18 protein-coding genes are annotated in these 18,097 nt (G+C 61.3%); 12 read left to right on the forward strand and 6 right to left on the reverse strand.

Annotated features, from left to right (window positions below):
• The first annotated feature begins 10 nt into the window (after positions 1-10).
• The 6 genes from ACM6I6_RS11250 to arfB all read left to right on the forward strand — a co-directional run bounded on the left by ACM6I6_RS11250 (position 11) and on the right by arfB (position 6,712).
• Positions 11-640, forward strand: a complete 630-nt coding sequence (locus ACM6I6_RS11250) for an L-threonylcarbamoyladenylate synthase (protein WP_046816873.1) — start codon at positions 11-13, stop codon at positions 638-640.
• 120 nt (positions 641-760) lie between these two features.
• Positions 761-1,459: a segregation and condensation protein A gene (locus ACM6I6_RS11255; protein WP_178134427.1), complete on the forward strand. Its 699-nt coding sequence runs from the start codon at positions 761-763 to the stop codon at positions 1,457-1,459.
• A gap of 11 nt (positions 1,460-1,470) precedes the next feature.
• Complete coding sequence (gene scpB / locus ACM6I6_RS11260; RefSeq protein ID WP_274074825.1) at positions 1,471-2,424, forward strand: SMC-Scp complex subunit ScpB; 954 nt, start codon at positions 1,471-1,473, stop codon at positions 2,422-2,424.
• A 182-nt stretch (positions 2,425-2,606) separates the two neighbouring features.
• Complete coding sequence (gene rluB, locus ACM6I6_RS11265) at positions 2,607-3,818, forward strand: 23S rRNA pseudouridine(2605) synthase RluB (protein WP_274074826.1); 1,212 nt, start codon at positions 2,607-2,609, stop codon at positions 3,816-3,818.
• An 853-nt stretch (positions 3,819-4,671) separates the two neighbouring features.
• On the forward strand, positions 4,672-6,084 hold the full coding sequence (locus ACM6I6_RS11270; protein WP_274074827.1) for an amino acid permease: 1,413 nt from the start codon (positions 4,672-4,674) through the stop codon (positions 6,082-6,084).
• Positions 6,085-6,298: 214 nt separating this feature from the next.
• Positions 6,299-6,712: an alternative ribosome rescue aminoacyl-tRNA hydrolase ArfB gene (gene arfB / locus ACM6I6_RS11275; protein WP_008055510.1), complete on the forward strand. Its 414-nt coding sequence runs from the start codon at positions 6,299-6,301 to the stop codon at positions 6,710-6,712.
• Here arfB and ACM6I6_RS11280 read toward each other — a convergent pair.
• The 6 genes from ACM6I6_RS11280 to phhA all read right to left on the reverse strand — a co-directional run bounded on the left by ACM6I6_RS11280 (position 6,709) and on the right by phhA (position 11,106).
• A complete protein-coding gene (locus ACM6I6_RS11280; RefSeq protein ID WP_274074828.1) occupies positions 6,709-7,908 on the reverse strand; it encodes an MFS transporter in 1,200 nt (399 codons plus the stop codon). The two genes, arfB and ACM6I6_RS11280, sit on opposite strands and share 4 nt — an antisense overlap.
• A gap of 100 nt (positions 7,909-8,008) precedes the next feature.
• Positions 8,009-8,194: a hypothetical protein gene (locus tag ACM6I6_RS11285; protein ID WP_274074829.1), complete on the reverse strand. Its 186-nt coding sequence runs from the start codon at positions 8,192-8,194 to the stop codon at positions 8,009-8,011.
• A 73-nt stretch (positions 8,195-8,267) separates the two neighbouring features.
• The gene (locus ACM6I6_RS11290; RefSeq protein ID WP_015096286.1) at positions 8,268-8,399 is read right to left on the reverse strand and encodes a hypothetical protein; all 132 of its coding nucleotides are present in this window, start codon (positions 8,397-8,399) and stop codon (positions 8,268-8,270) included.
• A gap of 260 nt (positions 8,400-8,659) precedes the next feature.
• Positions 8,660-9,853 carry an amino acid aminotransferase gene (locus tag ACM6I6_RS11295; RefSeq protein WP_414919894.1) on the reverse strand — a complete coding sequence of 398 codons (1,194 nt, stop codon included), beginning with the start codon at positions 9,851-9,853 and terminating at the stop codon, positions 8,660-8,662.
• Positions 9,853-10,209: a 4a-hydroxytetrahydrobiopterin dehydratase gene (locus ACM6I6_RS11300; protein ID WP_414919895.1), complete on the reverse strand. Its 357-nt coding sequence runs from the start codon at positions 10,207-10,209 to the stop codon at positions 9,853-9,855. The genes ACM6I6_RS11295 and ACM6I6_RS11300 overlap by 1 nt, the downstream gene beginning before the upstream one ends.
• Before the next feature lie 105 nt (positions 10,210-10,314).
• On the reverse strand, positions 10,315-11,106 hold the full coding sequence (gene phhA / locus ACM6I6_RS11305) for a phenylalanine 4-monooxygenase (protein WP_274074831.1): 792 nt from the start codon (positions 11,104-11,106) through the stop codon (positions 10,315-10,317).
• A 370-nt stretch (positions 11,107-11,476) separates the two neighbouring features.
• Between phhA and ACM6I6_RS11310 the strand changes: the two genes are divergently transcribed.
• From ACM6I6_RS11310 to flgJ, 6 genes are all read left to right on the forward strand, one after another.
• Positions 11,477-13,036 carry a sigma-54-dependent phenylalanine hydroxylase transcriptional regulator PhhR gene (locus ACM6I6_RS11310; RefSeq protein ID WP_020796934.1) on the forward strand — a complete coding sequence of 520 codons (1,560 nt, stop codon included), beginning with the start codon at positions 11,477-11,479 and terminating at the stop codon, positions 13,034-13,036.
• Positions 13,037-13,354: 318 nt separating this feature from the next.
• Positions 13,355-14,095 carry a flagellar basal body rod protein FlgF gene (locus ACM6I6_RS11315; protein WP_274074833.1) on the forward strand — a complete coding sequence of 247 codons (741 nt, stop codon included), beginning with the start codon at positions 13,355-13,357 and terminating at the stop codon, positions 14,093-14,095.
• Positions 14,096-14,140: 45 nt separating this feature from the next.
• Entirely contained in the window at positions 14,141-14,926 is a 786-nt protein-coding gene (gene flgG, locus ACM6I6_RS11320; protein WP_008055493.1) for a flagellar basal-body rod protein FlgG, read from the forward strand.
• Between the two features lie 52 nt (positions 14,927-14,978).
• On the forward strand, positions 14,979-15,674 hold the full coding sequence (gene flgH, locus ACM6I6_RS11325) for a flagellar basal body L-ring protein FlgH (RefSeq protein WP_274074834.1): 696 nt from the start codon (positions 14,979-14,981) through the stop codon (positions 15,672-15,674).
• A 27-nt stretch (positions 15,675-15,701) separates the two neighbouring features.
• A complete protein-coding gene (locus tag ACM6I6_RS11330; protein WP_274074987.1) occupies positions 15,702-16,790 on the forward strand; it encodes a flagellar basal body P-ring protein FlgI in 1,089 nt (362 codons plus the stop codon).
• Between the two features lie 11 nt (positions 16,791-16,801).
• Positions 16,802-18,085 carry a flagellar assembly peptidoglycan hydrolase FlgJ gene (gene flgJ, locus ACM6I6_RS11335; RefSeq protein ID WP_323608652.1) on the forward strand — a complete coding sequence of 428 codons (1,284 nt, stop codon included), beginning with the start codon at positions 16,802-16,804 and terminating at the stop codon, positions 18,083-18,085.
• Positions 18,086-18,097: the final 12 nt, after the last annotated feature.

An 18,097-nucleotide genomic window follows, 5' to 3' on the forward strand; every position in this document is an offset into this window, starting at 1 on the left:
GGTAGAGAATGTGAGTCAATTTTTCCAGATTCATCCGGAAAACCCGCAAGCGCGCCTGATCAAGCAGGCTGTCGAGATCATTCGCAAGGGCGGGGTGGTGATCTATCCCACGGACTCCTCCTACGCCATCGGTTGCCAGATCGGCGACAAGGTCGCCGTGGAGCGCGTACGCCGACTGCGCCAGCTCGACGAAAAGCACAACTTTGCGCTGATCTGCAGCGATCTGTCACAACTGGGGCTGTTCGCCAAGATCGACACGGGCACCTTCCGCATTCTCAAGGCTCATCTTCCAGGGCCCTACACCTTCATCCTCAACGCCACCCGTGAAGTCCCGCGCCTGCTGTTGCATCCGAAAAAGCGCACCATCGGCCTGCGGGTGCCGAGCCACCCGATTGCCCTGGCGTTGCTCGAAGAGCTTGGCGAACCGTTGATGAGCGTGACGCTGATCATGCCGGGCGACGAGGATCCTTTGACCGATCCTTACGAAATGCGCCAGTTGCTCGAGCATCAGGTCGACCTGATCATCGATGGCGGTTTCGGCGGGATCAAGGCTTCTACGGTGATCAACCTCGCCGATGGCGAGCCGGAAGTGATCCGCGTCGGTTGTGGCGACCCTGCGCCGTTCATGGTCGAGGCCTAGATGTCCGCAGTTGAACCCGTCGACAGTCAGGCTGGGGCCCAACAAGAGCTGCCTTTCGCCATGGTCTATGGCCAGGCGGTCATGGAAATGCCGCTGGACCTGTACATCCCGCCGGATGCGCTGGAGGTCTTTCTCGAAGCCTTCGAAGGCCCCCTCGACCTGCTCCTGTACCTGATCCGCAAACAGAACATCAACATCCTCGACATCCCGGTGGCGGAAATCACCCGTCAGTACATGGGGTATGTCGAGTTGATGCAGTCGGTGCGCCTGGAACTGGCCGCCGAATACCTGGTGATGGCCGCGATGCTGGCCGAGATCAAGTCGCGGATGCTGCTGCCGCGGGCTGAAACCGTCGAGGACGAGGAAGAAGACCCGCGAGCCGAACTGATCCGTCGCTTGCAGGAGTACGAGCGTTTCAAGGCCGCCGCCGAAGGCATCGATGGCCTGAGCCGGGTCGGTCGCGACGTGGTGGTGCCCAAGCTCGATGCCCCGGAAGCCAGGGCGCGCAAACTGTTGCCGGATGTGCGCTTGTCCGAGATTTTGCTGTCCATGGCCGAGGTGCTTCGCCGTGGCGACATGTTCGAAAGCCACCAGGTCAGCCGCGAAGCACTGTCCACCCGCGAACGCATGAGCGATGTGCTGGAACGGCTCAAGGGCGGCGGTTTCGTACCGTTCGTCGAGCTGTTCACCGCCGAGGAAGGGCGCCTGGGGGTTGTCGTGACCTTCATGGCAATTCTCGAGCTGGTCAAGGAATCCTTGGTCGAGCTGGTGCAGAATGAGCCGTTCGCCGCGATCCACGTCCGAGCACGAGCCGAATAACGAGTCCAATCATGAACCTGAGTGAACCCCGCGAGCTGGCGCCACTGCTCGAAGCCTTTCTGTTGGCCTCTGGAAAACCGCAATCGCTGGAGCGCCTGTTCGAGCTCTTCGAAGAGGGCGAGCGCCCGGAACCCGCGGTCTTCAAGAAAGCCCTGACCATTCTGGGCAAGTCCTGTGATGGCCGCGCCTACGAGTTGAAGGAGGTTGCTTCCGGCTATCGCCTGCAAATCCGTGAAAAGTTTTCGCCGTGGGTCGGGCGCTTATGGGAAGAGCGGCCGCAGCGCTACTCGCGGGCCATGCTCGAAACCATTGCCTTGATCGCCTATCGCCAGCCGATCACCCGAGGCGAGATCGAGGATGTGCGGGGCGTGGCGGTCAACAGCCAGATCGTCAAGACGCTGATGGAGCGCGAGTGGATCCGCATCGTCGGCTACCGCGATGTGCCGGGCAAGCCGGCGATGTTCGCCACCACCAAGGCGTTTCTCGATCATTTCAACCTGAAGAACCTCGATGACCTGCCGCCGCTGGCCGAGGTGCGCGAACTGGAGCCGGACCCGGTGCTCGATTTCGACGACGCGCCAGTACCTGCAGGGCTGCAAGAACTGGCCGACGCCAGCGCCGAGCCGGAAGAGCCTAAGGAAGAGACCAGTTTCCATACGCTGTTGCTGGAGCTGGACAGCATGGAGGAGGGGATCAAGACCGACTTCGACGATTTGTTGCGTGATGGTGAGTTGCCGGGGATTGATCCGGAGCAGCCTGACATCGAACCGGAACAGGTTGAACCCGAAGCTGAGCCCGAGCAGGAAGACGACATCCTCGGCGTTGCCGAGGCTCGCGAAAAGCTCCTGGCCGCCGTCGCTGCCCTGGAGCAGCCAAAGCCCGAGCCGGAGCTATCCGACGAAGAAGCCGAAGCCTTGGCCCTCGCCGAAGCCATCGAAGCCGAACGCCGCGAGTTCGAAGACTGACACAGTTCCAATGAGGGGGAATGTGTTCAAAGTGGATCACCGGCCGGCGGAAAAGCCAATAACCTTGCATTCATCAGCTAGTCTCTGATGCGCAAACGCCCGCATGCGCGTATGATTCGCGACCCTTCGGCGATCCCTTCGCCCAAGTACCCAGTTTTCAGAACACACCGGGAGGTGCCCAGATGAGTATCAAAGACCAGAAAGACGACCAGGAAATCGGCCCAGCAGGCGAAAAGCTGCAGAAGGTCCTCGCCCGTATCGGCGTCGGCTCGCGCCGTGACGTGGAAGCCTGGATCAGCCACGGCCGGATCAAGGTCAACGGCAAAGACGCCACCCTTGGCCAGCGCGTCGACATGCACGACGCCATCACCATCGACGGCAAGGTCATCAAGCGTGAAGAGGCCGCCGAGTCGGTCCGCCGCGTGATCATGTACAACAAGCCCGATGGCGAAATCTGCACCCGTGTCGACCCGGAAGGCCGTCCGACCGTGTTCGACAAGATGCCAAAGCCGAAAGAAGGTCGCTGGATCAATATCGGGCGCCTCGACATCAACACCACCGGCCTGCTGATGTTCACCACCGACGGTGAGCTGGCCAACCGCCTGATGCACCCTTCCTACGAAATGGACCGTGAATACGCGGTGCGTGTGCGTGGCGAAGTCGATGACGAGATGATCGAGCGCCTGAAAGCCGGCGTGGTCCTCGAAGACGGCCCGGCCAAATTCACCGACATCAAGCAGGCGCCGGGCGGCGAAGGTTTCAACCACTGGTACCACTGCGTGGTGATGGAAGGTCGTAACCGCGAAGTACGTCGCCTGTGGGAATCCCAGGGCCTGGTGGTCAGCCGTCTGAAGCGCGTGCGTTTCGGTCCGGTGTTCCTCAACTCGGACCTGCCGATGGGTCGCTGGCGCGAAATGAGCCAGTACGAAGTCGACATCCTCAGTGCCGAGGTCGGCCTGACGCCGGTCGCGATGCCGCAGATGAACGCCAAGAGCAAAGACAAGCTTGACCGGATGCAGCGTAAATCGTCGCGTCCAATGGCCAAGACCGAGCGCGTACGGACCCTGCGTCCAGCCACCGCCGCACCTGCAGCGCCACGTGCCAGCCGCGAGCCGCAGATCGAAGGCGAGCGCCCGGCGCGCAAGCCGGCTGCTCGTCAGGACGGTGAACGCGGTCCACGCACGCCGCGTCCGGCCAATGGCCGCACCGAGCGTGGCGAAGGCCGTGGTACGCCGGTAGCTGATCGTCCGGCCGACACCAAGCGTCCGGCCAAGCCGGCGCCGAAGCGTCCGGGGATCAAGCTGGTCGACGGTGATGCGCCGTCGGGCAAGCGCCGTGGCGCACCGGCCGGTTCCGGTCAGCGTCCGGGGTTTGGTCGTCGCAAGCCTGAGTAATCGAAAAGCGCTTCATGAAAAACGCCAGCCTTCGGGTTGGCGTTTTTTTTGTGCCTGGTTTTAGCCCTGTAGCGTTTTTGAGGACGCTTTCGCGAGCAAGCCCGCTCCCACAGGTGACCGAGTCGGCACAGATAAATGCGATCCGCTGTGGGAGCGGGCTTGCTCGCGAAAGCGCCAGTCGCTGCACCAGTGATTCCGAAGTGGAAAGTCAAAATGACAGGCTGTAAAGATTTCATGACGAAATCCCCGTATTAACCCCATGAAATCGCCTCTCACGTAATGCCGTAAAAAAATTCTTACGCTCAATTCGCTCAAGTCCTTCCCCCAGCGCTCTAGCCCGCTTGTTTCCCGCCCCCATGCAAGGTGTTATGCGCGCCATGCCTGTCGTGCAGGTGCATAACAAAAAGGAGGCGCAATGAACGCCGCAATCCATTTCCAGCTCCCATCGCGGGTCGGTTTTTCCACCGTCCCGGTCCATGACCCGCAAAGGTCTGACCTCCTTTTTGCAGTCGCCCGATCCCATCGAGGCGGACACATGCAATCCCGGCTACCGACACGCTGATCCAGCGGGGTCTGGCAACAGGGGGTTACCGGTGTACAATGCGCCGCGTTTTACCTGTGACCTCCTGCGCAAATGCGCAAACCTCAAGGCTATCCGCCTTGTTCACTCCGCCGCGCCACAAGCGCGTCGGGTTCGATTTCGTCACAGATAAAAACAAACAGGTGACGCATGACCGTTGTAAATACGCTGAACTCCTGGTGCCTGCGCTGGGGTTTGATCGGCGCTGCTTAACGTCTGTCTTGAGCAGCAACGCCTTCTGAACATCATCAAACCTTGCGTGAGACCCTTTTCATGAGTGGACAAAACTCGCATTCAGGCGAGCTGAAACGCGGCCTGAAAAATCGCCACATTCAATTGATTGCCCTCGGTGGCGCGATTGGTACCGGTCTGTTCCTCGGCTCGGCCGGGGTACTGAAATCCGCCGGCCCGTCGATGATCCTCGGCTACGCCATCTGCGGTTTCATCGCCTTCATGATCATGCGCCAGCTGGGTGAAATGATCGTCGAAGACCCGGTGGCCGGCTCCTTCAGCCACTTCGCGCACAAGTACTGGGGCGGCTTTGCCGGTTTCCTGTCGGGCTGGAACTGCTGGATCCTGTACATTCTGGTCGGCATGTCGGAGCTGACGGCGGTCGGCAAATACATCCACTACTGGGCGCCGGACATCCCGACCTGGGCCTCCGCAGCGGCGTTCTTCGTGCTGATCAACGCGGTCAACCTGGCCAACGTCAAAGTCTTTGGCGAGGCCGAGTTCTGGTTCGCGATCATCAAGGTCGTGGCGATCGTCGGCATGATTGCCCTGGGCAGCTACCTGCTGGTCAGCGGCAACGGCGGCCCGCAAGCGGCGGTCAGCAACCTGTGGTCCCACGGCGGCTTCTTCCCGAATGGGATCAGCGGCCTGGTGATGGCCATGGCGTTCATCATGTTTTCCTTCGGTGGCCTGGAAATGCTCGGTTTCACCGCAGCTGAAGCCGACAAGCCGAAGACCGTGATCCCGAAAGCGATCAACCAGGTGATCTACCGGATCCTGATTTTCTACATCGGTGCGCTGGTGATCCTGCTGTCGCTGACCCCGTGGGACAGCTTGCTGGCCACCCTGAACGCCTCCGGTGATTCCTACAGCGGCAGCCCGTTCGTGCAAGTGTTCTCGATGCTGGGCAGCAACACCGCTGCGCACATCCTCAACTTCGTGGTCCTGACCGCGGCCTTGTCGGTGTACAACAGCGGCACCTACTGCAACAGCCGCATGCTGCTGGGCATGGCCGAGCAGGGCGATGCGCCGAAAGCATTGGCGAAGATCGACAAGCGCGGCGTGCCAGTGCGTTCGATCCTGGCCTCGGCCGCCGTGACCCTGATCGCGGTGCTGCTGAACTACCTGATCCCGCACAGCGCGCTGGAACTGCTGATGTCGCTGGTGGTGGCCACCCTGGTGATCAACTGGGCGATGATCAGCTACTCGCACTTCAAGTTCCGCCAGCACATGAACAAGACCAAACAGACGCCGCTGTTCAAGGCCTTCTGGTACCCATACGGCAACTACATCTGCCTGGCGTTCGTGTTGTTTATTCTCGGCGTGATGCTGTTGATTCCGGGGATCCAGACATCGGTGTACGCGATTCCGGTGTGGCTGGTGTTCATGTGGGTCTGCTACGGCATCAAGAACAAGCGCAGCGCACAGCGCGCCTTGCAGCCAGCGGTGGAATAACTGCACACAGTAAAAACAAACCCGGCCAAGTGCCGGGTTTTTTATGAGCGCTGCAAAAACCTGTGGGAGCGTGGCTTGCCCGCGATGAACGATAACGCGGTGCCCCTGATAAACCGTGGCGCCTGAATCGCGGGCAAGCCACGCTCCCACAAGGTCCGCATTCCTTCAATCTATTCGCGGTATCCTGAACACTCTCGAATACGGACGCTTTTCCATGCTGGTGATTTCCAACAACGTGCATCTGCCGGATGCCGAGATCGAATTGACGGCGATTCGCGCCCAGGGTGCGGGAGGGCAGAACGTCAACAAGGTCTCCAGCGCGGTGCACCTGCGCTTTGACATTCCGGCTTCGTCCTTGCCCGAGTTCTACAAGGAGCGGCTGTTGGCGCTGCGCGACAGTCGCATCACCAGCGAAGGCGTGTTGATCATCAAGGCCCAGCAATACCGGACCCAGGAGCAGAACCGCGCCGATGCGCTGGAGCGTCTGGTCGAGTTGATCCAGAGCGCCACCAAGGTCGAAAAGAAACGCCGGCCGACCAAGCCGACCCTCGGTTCCAAGACCCGTCGGCTCGAGTCCAAGAGCAAGCGCGGCAACATCAAGGCCGGGCGCGGCAAGGTCGACTTCTAGCGTGAATCCCGCGCCTGGCGTTGCTTCGGTGCCTGCCGGTAAAGGTAAACGCTCAGCGCCAGGCCGCTCAAGGCGGCGAGGGCGGCGAACAGGAAGATCGAGGCAAAGCCGAAGCCCGCCGCAACCGCACCAGCCAACGGCCCGGTGATCCCCAGCGACAAGTCGATGAACAGCGAATAGGCGCCGACCGCCGCCCCGCGGCTGGAGGCCGGCACCAGGTTGACCGCTTCGACACCCAGCGCCGGAAACACCAGCGAGAAACCGAAACCGCTCAAGGCCGCGCCCGCCAACGCCCAATGCGCATCGGGTGCCAGCCACAGCAGCAACAGGCCCAGGGTTTCCACCGACAGGCAGGCAATCGCCACGCGAAAACCGCCGAGGCGATTGATCAGGTTGCCGAACAGCAGGCGTGCACCGATGAAACTCGCGCCGAACAGACTCAGGCACAGCACGGCGTTGTCCCAGTGTTGGGTGGCGTAGTACAGGGTGATGAAGGTGGCAATGGTGCCAAAGCCGATCGAGCCCAGTGCGAGGCCGCAACCGTGGGGCAGGACCCGGCCAAGCACGTGCATGAATGGCAGTCGTTCACCGACCACAATGGGCGCGGCGGTTTTCGGCCAGGCCAGCAGCAGGCCAAGCAGCGCCAGCAGGACAATGCTCACGCCCATGCTCCACAAGCCCAGCTGCTTGACCAGCAACACGCCCAAGGGCGCACCCACGGCCAATGCGCCGTAACTGGCGATGCCGTTCCAGGAGATGACCTTGGCGGTGTTCGCTGCGCCGACCCGGCCGATGCCCCAACCAATGGAGCCTGAGCCCACCAGGCTTTCGGCGCTGCCGAGCACCAGGCGGCCGATCAGCAGGCTGATCAGGCTGAGCATCGGCAGGCTTTGGGTCCAGGCCGAGATCAGCATGAACACGCCGCTCAGGCCACAACCGGCCAGGCCATACATCACCGCCAGCTTGCTGCCCTTGTTGTCGATGATTTTCCCGGCGTAGGGGCGGCTGAGCAGGGTGGCGAGGTACTGCACGCTGATCACCAGCCCGGCGATCACCGCACCAAAACCCAGGTCGCTATGGACATAGCCCGGCAGTACCGCCAAGGGAATGCCGATATTGAGGTAGCCGATGAAGGTAAACAGGACGATGGAAACGACTTGCAGCGTGACCGCCAGGGGGCGCTGGTTTTCAGACATGGGTAAAGGTCCACGGGAAAGCAGGATAGATAGGCTGCTTATGATAGCGGCGCGAGCGGCCGCGGGTCGTGGAAAAAGTAAAACTATTTGCCGGGCGGGATCAATCAGGCTTGGCAGGTGCGACCAGTTGCGTGGTGACCAGGGCGGCCAGTGCGTTTTCTTCGCTGCCGAAGCGGGCGAGCAAAGCGGCCTGTTTCTCGGGGGAGAGGCGATTCCAGATTTCGATCATTTTCTCGGCGGTGCCGATCAGGAGGCTGGCCTGGGTTTCGTCGAATTCGTCGGTCATGGGCGGGGTCACTGTTCAGGCGGTGTGGAAAGCGCATGTTAGCGCTTTCCACACAGTCTGTACGGCGGGTGTTTCAGTCTTCGCTGTCTGCCTGGCGGCGGTCAGTGGCTTCTTTCGGCTCGGGCTGTTGGGCACCGGCTTGTTGCGTGGTCGTCTGCTCAGGTACGTGCAGGCTTGGGAAGGGGAGATTAGGAATCTCGTGCATGGTCGCGCTCCTCGCTAAGTCTGTTGATAGATCTGGTAGATCCGCGCTTTCAAAAAAGCCTGGGCAGGATACAGGAGTAGAAATGACAAACAGACTTTTATATCCATTTGTTTCGACGAATGGGGTTGTCTAGACAGGTCTGGAAGATCAACACAAAACAAATGTGGGAGCTAGCCTGCTGGCGATAGCGGAGTGTCATTCAGCGGTGATGTTGAATGATAGACCGCTATCGCCAGCAGGCTGGCTCCCACAGTAGGGGTTTACTTGCAGACGGTGGCGATCGCCTCGGCCAGCAAATCCAGGCGCGTAGCATCAATGCCGGCAACGTTCGCCCGACCCGAACTGACCATGTACACGCTATGGTTATCCCGCAGCGCTTTCACTTGCTCAGGTGTCATCCCGGTGAAGGAAAACATTCCGCGCTGCACACCAATGTGCGCAAAGCGCTCACGCAAACCGTAAGCCTCCAGCGCTTCGAGCAAACCGCTGCGCAGTTGCGCAATACGCAAGCGCATGGTTTCCACTTCGTCGGCCCAGAGGTTTTTCAGTTCCGGGTCGCCGAGGATGGTCGCCACCACGGCAGCGCCGTGATCCGGCGGCGTCGACCACAGGTTGCGGGCGATGTGGGCCAGTTGGCTGCGGATGTCGGTCAGCTTGTCGGCGGATTTCGCACAGACAATCAGCGCGCCGGTGCGGTCGCGGTAGAGGCCGAAGTTCTTCGAGCAGGAGCTGGTGATCAAGACTTCCGGCAACTCGGCGGCGAACAGTCGGGTGGACCAGGCGTCCTGCTCCAGGCCGTCACCGAAGCCCTGGTAGGCGAAATCGATCAGCGGCAGCAACTCGCGCCGGCGCACCACGTCGAGCACCCGGCGCCAGTCGTCATGGGACAGATCGAAGCCGGTCGGGTTGTGGCAGCAGGCGTGCAGCAGCACCACGTCGCCCTTGGGGGCTTGCTCGAGCGCGGCGAGCATGGCGTCGACGTCGAGACGGTTGTCACTGCCCACGTAAGGGTAATGGCTGACCTTGACCTTGGCCGCGGCGAAAATGGTTTCGTGGATCGGCCAGGTCGGATTGCTCAGCCAGACGCCACGGCCCGGCAGGCACTGGGCGATGAAGTCAGCGCTCAAGCGCAACGCACCAGTGCCGCCCGGGGTCTGGGTGGCGCCGGCGCGTTGTTCGCTGAGCAGCGTCGAGTCGGCGCCGAGCACCAACTCACTGATGACCTTGCCGAAAGCCGCGTCGCCGTGACCGCCGATGTAGGTCTTGGTGGTCTGGCGATCCACCAGGCGCGCTTCGGCCAGCTTCACCGCCTGGGGAATGGTGGTCAGGCCCTGGGCGTCTTTGTAGACACCCACGCCGAGGTCGAATTTGCGCGGGTTGGGGTCCTGCGCATACGCCTCCATCAGACCGAGGATCGGGTCGCCGGGCACCCGGCCGATGGCGTCGAAATGCATTATTTGCGGCCCTCGGCGTCCTTGGCAACGATGTCCGTGCGCGCGGCCATGATGAAGTCGTTGCGGTGCAGGCCCTTGATCGAGTGGCTCCACCAGGTCACGGTGACTTTGCCCCACTCGGTCAGCAGGCCAGGGTGATGACCTTCGGCCTCGGAGATTTCACCGACGGCGTTGGTGAACGCCAGGGCGTGCTTGAAGTTCTTGAACAGGAAAACCTTTTCCAGCTGCATGATGCTGTCGCGAACTTCGATGTTCCAGTCCGGGATCTGCTTGATCAGGACTGGCAGTTCATCATCGCTGACCTGTGGGGCGTCGGCGCGGCAGGCTTCGCAGTGGGCTTGGTTCAATGTGGACATGATGGATTCCTGAAATCGGGATAAAGGGAAATCGACCGTCAATAACACCACGCTAAAGCAAAGCGTCGGTTCCTGACAGACTCACTTGATCGAAAAAGCGGCGGTTCAGGCCGCTTTGGGTTTCGGTGGAAATTTCGGAGCATGCAGACCCATCTGCATCGCTTGCTGGACCATGCCCATGATGTCTTCGTGGGCCAGGTCGAACAGGCGCTTGAGGTTCGGCAGAACGAAATACAGCGGTTGCAGGATGTCGATGCGGTAAGGCGTGCGCATGCATTCCAGCGGATCGAATGCCTGATGCTCAGGCTCGTCCGACAGGCAATACACGGTTTCTTTCGGTGAAGACAGGATGCCGCCGCCGTAAATGCGCTGGCCTTGCGGGGTGTCGACCAGGCCGAACTCGATGGTCATCCAGTACAGGCGCGCCAGGTACACGCGCTCTTCCTTTGATGCCTTGAGGCCGAGTTTGCCGTAGGTGTGGGTGAATTCAGCGAACCAGGGGTTGGTCAGCAGCGGGCAGTGGCCGAAAATCTCGTGGAAAATGTCCGGCTCTTGCAGGTAATCCAGCTCTTCGCGGGTACGAATGAAGGTGGCCACCGGAAACTGCTTGCTGGCGAGCAATTCAAAAAAGGTCTGGAAGGGGATCAGCGCCGGCACGCGGGCAACTTGCCAGCCGGTGGTTTCACCGAGGACCTTGTTGATCTCGCCCAGTTGCGGAATGCGGTCGTGGGGCAGACCGAGTTTTTCGATGCCGTCCAGGTATTCCTGGCACGCACGCCCTTCGATCACTTTCAGTTGGCGAGTGATCAGCGTGTTCCACACCGCGTGTTCTTCGGCGGTGTAGTCGATAAAACCATGCGCATCGGGCTCGCGAGCCACGTATTGCGTCTGCTTCATGCTGCTCTCCTGCTAGGGGATTCGTTCTTGTTATGTGCTGCTATGGACCTAGGAATACCCCATCGATTGCAGCGCTGCAGCAGGTGAGCGGCGTCCTGCGCGGGAAAATCCCTGGATTATCGTAAAGTTTTCGTTACGTATTGGCCGTCATCGCGTAAATGTTGAGATTGGCGGGTGGGAAAAGCCCTACATCTGTCACATAATCTTGACGACTATCTGAGCGCCTGATCAGAAAAGTCGGGCGCTAACCCTGTGGGAGCCAGCCTGCTGGCGATAGCGGCGTGTCATTCGACAACAATATCGCCTGATGCGACGCCATCGCCAGCAGGCTGGCTCCCACAGGTCAATCATCGTTTATCAGGTCTTTTACATGCGTATCAAAGTCCACTGCCAGAACCGCATCGGCATCCTGCGCGACATCCTCAACCTGTTGGTCGAGTACGGTATCAACGTCGCCCGCGGTGAAGTGGGTGGCGAGCATGGCAATGCCATCTACCTGCACTGTCCGAACCTGATCAACATTCAGTTCCAGGCACTGCGTCCGAAATTCGAGGCGATTGCCGGGGTTTTTGGCGTCAAGCGTGTAGGGCTAATGCCCAGTGAGCGTCGGCACATGGAGCTCAATGCGTTGCTCGGCGCCCTGGAGTTTCCGGTGCTGTCGATCGACATGGGCGGTTCCATCGTCGCGGCCAATCGCGCGGCGGCGCAGTTGCTGGGTGTGCGGGTAGATGAGGTGCCGGGGATTCCCCTGTCGCGTTATGCCGAGGATTTCGATTTGCCGGAGCTGGTGCGCGCCAACAAATCGCGGATCAACGGACTGCGGGTCAAGGTCAAGGGCGATGTGTTCCTGGCCGACATCGCGCCCCTGCAATCGGAGCATGACGACAGCGAAGCCATGGCCGGGGCGGTGCTGACCCTGCATCGCGCCGACCGGGTGGGCGAGCGCATCTATAACGTACGCAAGCAGGAGTTGCGCGGCTTCGACAGCATCTTTCAAAGCTCGAAGGTGATGGCGGCGGTGGTGCGCGAAGCCCGGCGCATGGCCCCGCTCGATGCGCCACTATTGATAGAAGGCGAGACCGGCACCGGTAAAGAGTTGTTGGCGCGGGCCTGTCATCTGGCCAGCCCGCGCGGGCAATCGCCGCTGATGGCGCTCAATTGCGCCGGTCTGCCGGAATCCATGGCCGAGACCGAGCTGTTCGGCTATGGCCCTGGCGCCTTCGAGGGCGCCCGGGCCGAGGGTAAGCTCGGGCTGTTGGAGCTGACGGCGGGCGGTACGCTGTTTCTCGATGGTGTCGGGGAAATGAGCCCGCGCCTGCAGGTGAAATTGCTGCGCTTCCTGCAGGATGGCTGCTTCCGTCGCGTAGGCAGCGATGAAGAGGTGTACCTCGACGTGCGGGTGATCTGCGCGACCCAGGTCGACCTGTCCGAACTCTGTGCCCGTGGGGAGTTTCGCCAGGACCTGTATCACCGATTGAACGTGCTGTCGTTGCACATCCCGCCGCTGCGCGAATGCCTGGACGGCTTGACGCCGCTGGTGGAGCACTTCCTCGATCAGGCCAGCCGGCAGATCGGTTGCCCGCTGCCCAAGCTCGCGCCAGCAGCCATGGACCGGCTCAGTCATTACCATTGGCCGGGCAACGTTCGGCAGTTGGAAAACGTGCTGTTCCAGGCGGTTTCCCTGTGCGACGGCGGGACGGTCAAGGCCGAGCATATTCGTCTGCCGGACTACGGTGTGCGTCAGCCACTTGGCGATTTTTCGTTGGAAGGCGGGCTGGACGAGATTGTCGGGCGCTTTGAGAAGGCGGTGTTGGAGCGATTGTATTCCGAGCACCCGAGCAGTCGGCAGCTGGGCAAGCGGTTGGGGGTTTCGCATACCACCATTGCCAACAAGTTGCGTGATTATGAGGTGGGCAAGACTGAGTCTTAGCTGACTTTTGTTGTGATTGTGCCGGCCTCTTCGCGAGCAAGCCCGCTCCCACAGGTTTTGTGAACGCCACAGATCACTGTGGGAGCGGGCTTGCTCGCGAAGGGGCCAGCATTGCTGGTAACCAGGTCATGCGTTGCCACTTACCGGCATATCACCGCCGGTTTTTCGTCTCTGATGCAAACCCTCCAGACCTGCGAAATCTCTCAAGTCCTTTGTTTGCCGGGCCTCGCGCCGCCAAAACCAACTTGGTCTGCAAATTGCTTATGCCACCTCAGAACAGCATCGGGCGGCAAACGTCCGGCAGGCAGAGGAAAGCGTGTGGACAAGTACCTTTATGTGGCAATGACCGGCGCCAGCCAGAATGCGCTGGCGCAAAAGGCCCATGCCAACAACCTGGCGAACATCTCTACCAGCGGCTTCCAGAAAGACCTGGAGCAGGCCCGCTCGATGCCGGTGTTCGGTGACAGCTTTCCGGCGCGAGCGTTTGCCCTGTCCGAACGCCCGGCCACCGACTTTTCCCCAGGCTCGCTGGTACAGACCGGCCGCGACCTCGATGTTGCCGTGCAAGGCAACGGCTGGCTGGCGGTGCAGAACCCTGATGGCGGCGAAAGCTACGTGCGTACCGGCAGCCTGGTGGTGGATGCGCTGGGTGTGCTGCGCGCGGGCAACGGCATGCCGGTGATCGGCAATGGCGGACCGATCGCCGTGCCGCCCGAGCAGCAGATCGAAGTGGGCGAGGACGGCACCATCAGCATTCGCGCAATGGGCGAAGGCCCGCGGGTCATGGCCGAAGTCGACCGCATCAAGCTGGTCAACCCGGACATCAAGAACATGACCAAGGGCTTGGACGGTTCGATCCACACCAAGGACGGCCAGCCTGCGCAAGCCGATGCCAACGTCAAGCTGGTCTCCGGTTTCCTCGAGTCGAGCAACGTCAATGCTGTGGACGAGATGACTCAGGTACTGGCCCTGTCGAAGCAGTTCGAGCTGCACATCAAGATGATGAACACCGCCAAAGAAGACGACCAGGCCATGGCTCGGGTCTTGCAGATCAGCTAATTACCAGAACGTCGCGCCGTAAAACAGGCGCACGAGGAGAATCGAATGCTTCCGGCTCTATGGGTTGCCAAAACCGGTCTGTCCGCCCAGGACACCAACCTGACCACCATTTCCAACAACCTGGCGAACGTCTCGACCACGGGTTTCAAACGTGACCGCGCCGAGTTCCAGGACCTGCTGTACCAGATCAAGCGTCAGCCAGGCGCTCAGTCGACCCAGGACAGCGAACTGCCGTCGGGCCTGCAACTGGGTACCGGTGTGCGCATCGTCGGCACCCAGAAAAATTTCAACGCCGGCAGCCTGCAAACCACCGAGCAACCTTTGGACATGGCCATCGACGGTCGCGGCTTCTTCCAGATCCTGCAGCCGGACGGCACCACGTCCTACACCCGTGACGGTACTTTCCACCTGGACTCCAACGGCCAGATCGTCAACGCCAGCGGCTTTGCCCTGGAGCCGGCGATCGTCATTCCGAACGACGCCCAGACCTTCACCGTGGGCAAGGACGGCACCGTGTCCATCACCGTCGCCGGCAACCCGGCCTCCCAGGTGATCGGCAACCTGCAGACCGCCGACTTCATCAACCCGGCCGGCCTGCAGGCCGTGGGCAACAACCTGTTCCTGGAAACTGCCGCCAGTGGCGCGCCGCAAGTCGGCACCCCGGGCCTTGCCGGTTTCGGTACCACGCTGCAGAACACCCTGGAAACCTCCAACGTCAGCACCGTTGAAGAGATGGTCAACATGATCACCACTCAGCGCGCCTACGAGATGAACTCCAAGGTGATCTCCACCGCCGACCAGATGCTCTCGTTCGTAACGCAGAATCTGTAATCAAGTCTTTGGGGCGGCCAAGAGGTCGCCGGCAACACCGTGAGGTAGGGTCATGAAACGCTTTGTATCTGTTCTGGCACTGAGTGGGGTCACTGTGCTCGCGGGCTGTGTGCCCATGTCGCCCAAGCCCAATGATCCCTACTATGCACCGGTGTTGCCGCGCACGCCGTTGCCGGCTGCCGCCAACAACGGCTCGATCTACCAGGCCGGCTTCGAACAGAACCTGTACAGCGACCGCAAGGCGTTCCGGGTCGGTGACATCATCACCATCACCCTGAACGAGAAGACCCAGGCCAGCAAAAACGCCAACTCGCAGATTGGCAAGAACAGCAAGGCCAGCATCGGCCTGAGCTCTCTGTTCGGTTCCACGCCCAGCACCAACAATCCGTTTGGCAGTGGTGACCTGAGCCTGGACGCCAGCTACGAAGGCGACCGCGCAACCAAAGGTGACAGCAAGGCTGCCCAGGGCAACACCCTGACCGGTTCGATCACCGTGACCGTCGCCGACGTATTGCCCAACGGCATCATCGCCGTGCGCGGCGAGAAGTGGATGACCCTCAACACCGGCGACGAGCTGGTACGGATTGCCGGCCTGGTCCGGGCTGACGATATCTCCACCGATAACACCGTGTCATCGACCCGCGTCGCGGATGCGCGCATCACCTACTCGGGCACCGGTTCATTTGCCGATGCGAGTCAGCCAGGCTGGTTCGACCGTTTCTTCCTCAGCCCGCTGTTCCCTTTCTAGGTGGCGACATTGAATTTCAAACACCTGATGGTGGCTGCGTTCCTGATGTCCGCAGCGTTCGGTGCTCAAGCCGAGCGCCTGAAGGACATCGCCAGCATTTCCGGCGTGCGCTCCAACCAATTGATCGGCTACGGCCTGGTGGTCGGGCTCAATGGCACCGGCGACCAGACGACGCAGACCCCGTTCACCCTGCAGACCTTCAACAACATGCTCTCGCAGTTCGGCATCAAGGTGCCGCCGGGCTCGGGCAACGTGCAATTGAAGAACGTCGCGGCGGTGTCGATCAGTGCCGACTTGCCGGCGTTCGCCAAGCCGGGGCAGCAGGTCGACATCACCGTGTCGTCCATCGGTAACTCCAAAAGCTTGCGCGGCGGCACCTTGCTGCTGACGCCGCTCAAGGGTATCGACGGCAACGTTTATGCGGTGGCCCAGGGCAATCTGGTGGTCGGCGGTTTTGATGCCGAGGGTCGCGATGGCTCGAAGATCACGGTCAACGTTCCATCGGCCGGGCGCATCCCCGGCGGTGCTTCGGTCGAGCGAGCGGTGCCGAGCGGATTCAACCAGGGCAACAGCCTGACCCTGAACCTCAACCGCTCCGACTTCACCACGGCCAAGCGCGTCGTCGACAAGATCAACGACATGCTCGGCCCAGGCGTGGCCCAGGCCATCGACGGCGGCTCGGTGCGCGTCACGGCGCCGCTCGACCCGAGCCAGCGTGTCGACTATCTGTCGATCCTGGAAAACCTTGAAATCGATCCAGGCCAGGCGGTGGCCAAAGTCATCATCAACTCGCGCACCGGCACCATCGTGATCGGCCAGAACGTCAAGGTTTCCCCGGCCGCCGTCACCCACGGCAGCCTGACCGTGACCATTACCGAAGACCCGATCGTCAGCCAGCCCGGCCCTCTGTCCAATGGCCAGACCGCGGTCGTGCCGCGCTCGCGGGTCAATGCCGAGCAGGAAGCCAAGCCGATGTTCAAGTTCGGCCCAGGCACCACCCTCGACGAAATCGTCCGTGCGGTGAACCAGGTCGGCGCGGCACCGGGTGACCTGATGGCGATCCTTGAAGCACTGAAACAGGCTGGCGCCTTGCAAGCCGACCTGATCGTGATCTGAGGACGGCGACCATGGACATGAACAAGAGCGGTCGGGTCAGCAGCAGCGATTCCGGTGCGTTTTCCGACCTGAACCGGCTGAACCAGCTCAAGGTCGGCGACAAGAACAGCGACGCCAACATGCGCAAGGTGGCGCAGGAATTCGAGTCGCTGTTCCTCGGCGAGATGCTCAAGTCCATGCGCTCGGCCACCGAGTCGCTGGGCAAGGACAACCCGATGAACACCGCCGAGGCCAAGCAGTACCAGGAAATGTACGACCAGCAACTGGCGGTTTCCATGTCCCGCGAAGGCGGCGGTATCGGCCTGGCGGACGTGCTGATGCGGCAGATGTCGAAGAACAAGCCGCTGGCGCCGGGTGAAGCGGCGACACTGTCGGCGGCCAAGCAGGAAGCGGCGAAAGCGGCTGCGCAGACACCAGTGGCCGCTGGCACGGTGGCGATCAACGGGCCACTGTCCCGGGTCAATGGCGAGCGCCCATTGTGGGCCTCGCGTTCGCTCAGTGCGCCGACAGGCGAGGGCGCCCATCGCAATGACATGGCGCTGATCAATCAGCGCCGCCTGGCCCTGCCGCCAAAACTGGCCGACCGCTTGCTCGCCGGGCTGGTGCCTTCCGCCACGCCGACCAGTGCCACCGCAGTCAACAAAGCGGCATTGCCCGAGCGCGTCGCGAGCAGCGGTTCCGGCCCCTTGTACAACGGCGACTGGCTGGCGAACGCGCAAATGGCGTCGAGCGGGTCCCTGCAGATCCACGGGCGCGCCATCGCGCAAATCCCCCTGGCACCGGCGAAAAAAGCCTTCAGCTCCGCCGACGAATTCGTCAACACCATGCTGCCGATGGCCAAGGAAGCGGCCGATCGCATTGGTGTCGACCCACGTTACCTGGTGGCCCAGGCCGCCCTGGAAACCGGTTGGGGCAAATCGGTCATGCGGGCCCAGGACGGCAGCAGCAGCCACAACCTGTTCGGCATCAAGGCCGGCAGCAGTTGGCAGGGTGATTCGGCGCGGGCGATCACCAGCGAATTCAGGAATGGCGAGATGGTCAAGGAGACGGCCGAGTTCCGTTCCTACGACTCCTACAAGGACAGCTTCCATGACCTTGTAACGCTGCTGCAAACCAATAATCGCTATCAAGATGTCGTGAAGTCGGCCGATAACCCCGAACAGTTTGTGCGCGAGCTACAAAAGGCCGGTTACGCAACCGACCCGGCTTACGCCAGCAAGATTTCGCAGATAGCCAGGCAGATGACGAGTTATCAGAACTACGCTGCGGCGGGCGTTTCAACCACGCCTTTATAGACATAAGGGTCT

It is taken from the genome of Pseudomonas sp. IT-P218 (genome assembly GCF_949767605.1).
In the GTDB taxonomy this organism is placed as follows: Bacteria; Pseudomonadota; Gammaproteobacteria; order Pseudomonadales; family Pseudomonadaceae; genus Aquipseudomonas; species Aquipseudomonas putida_AE.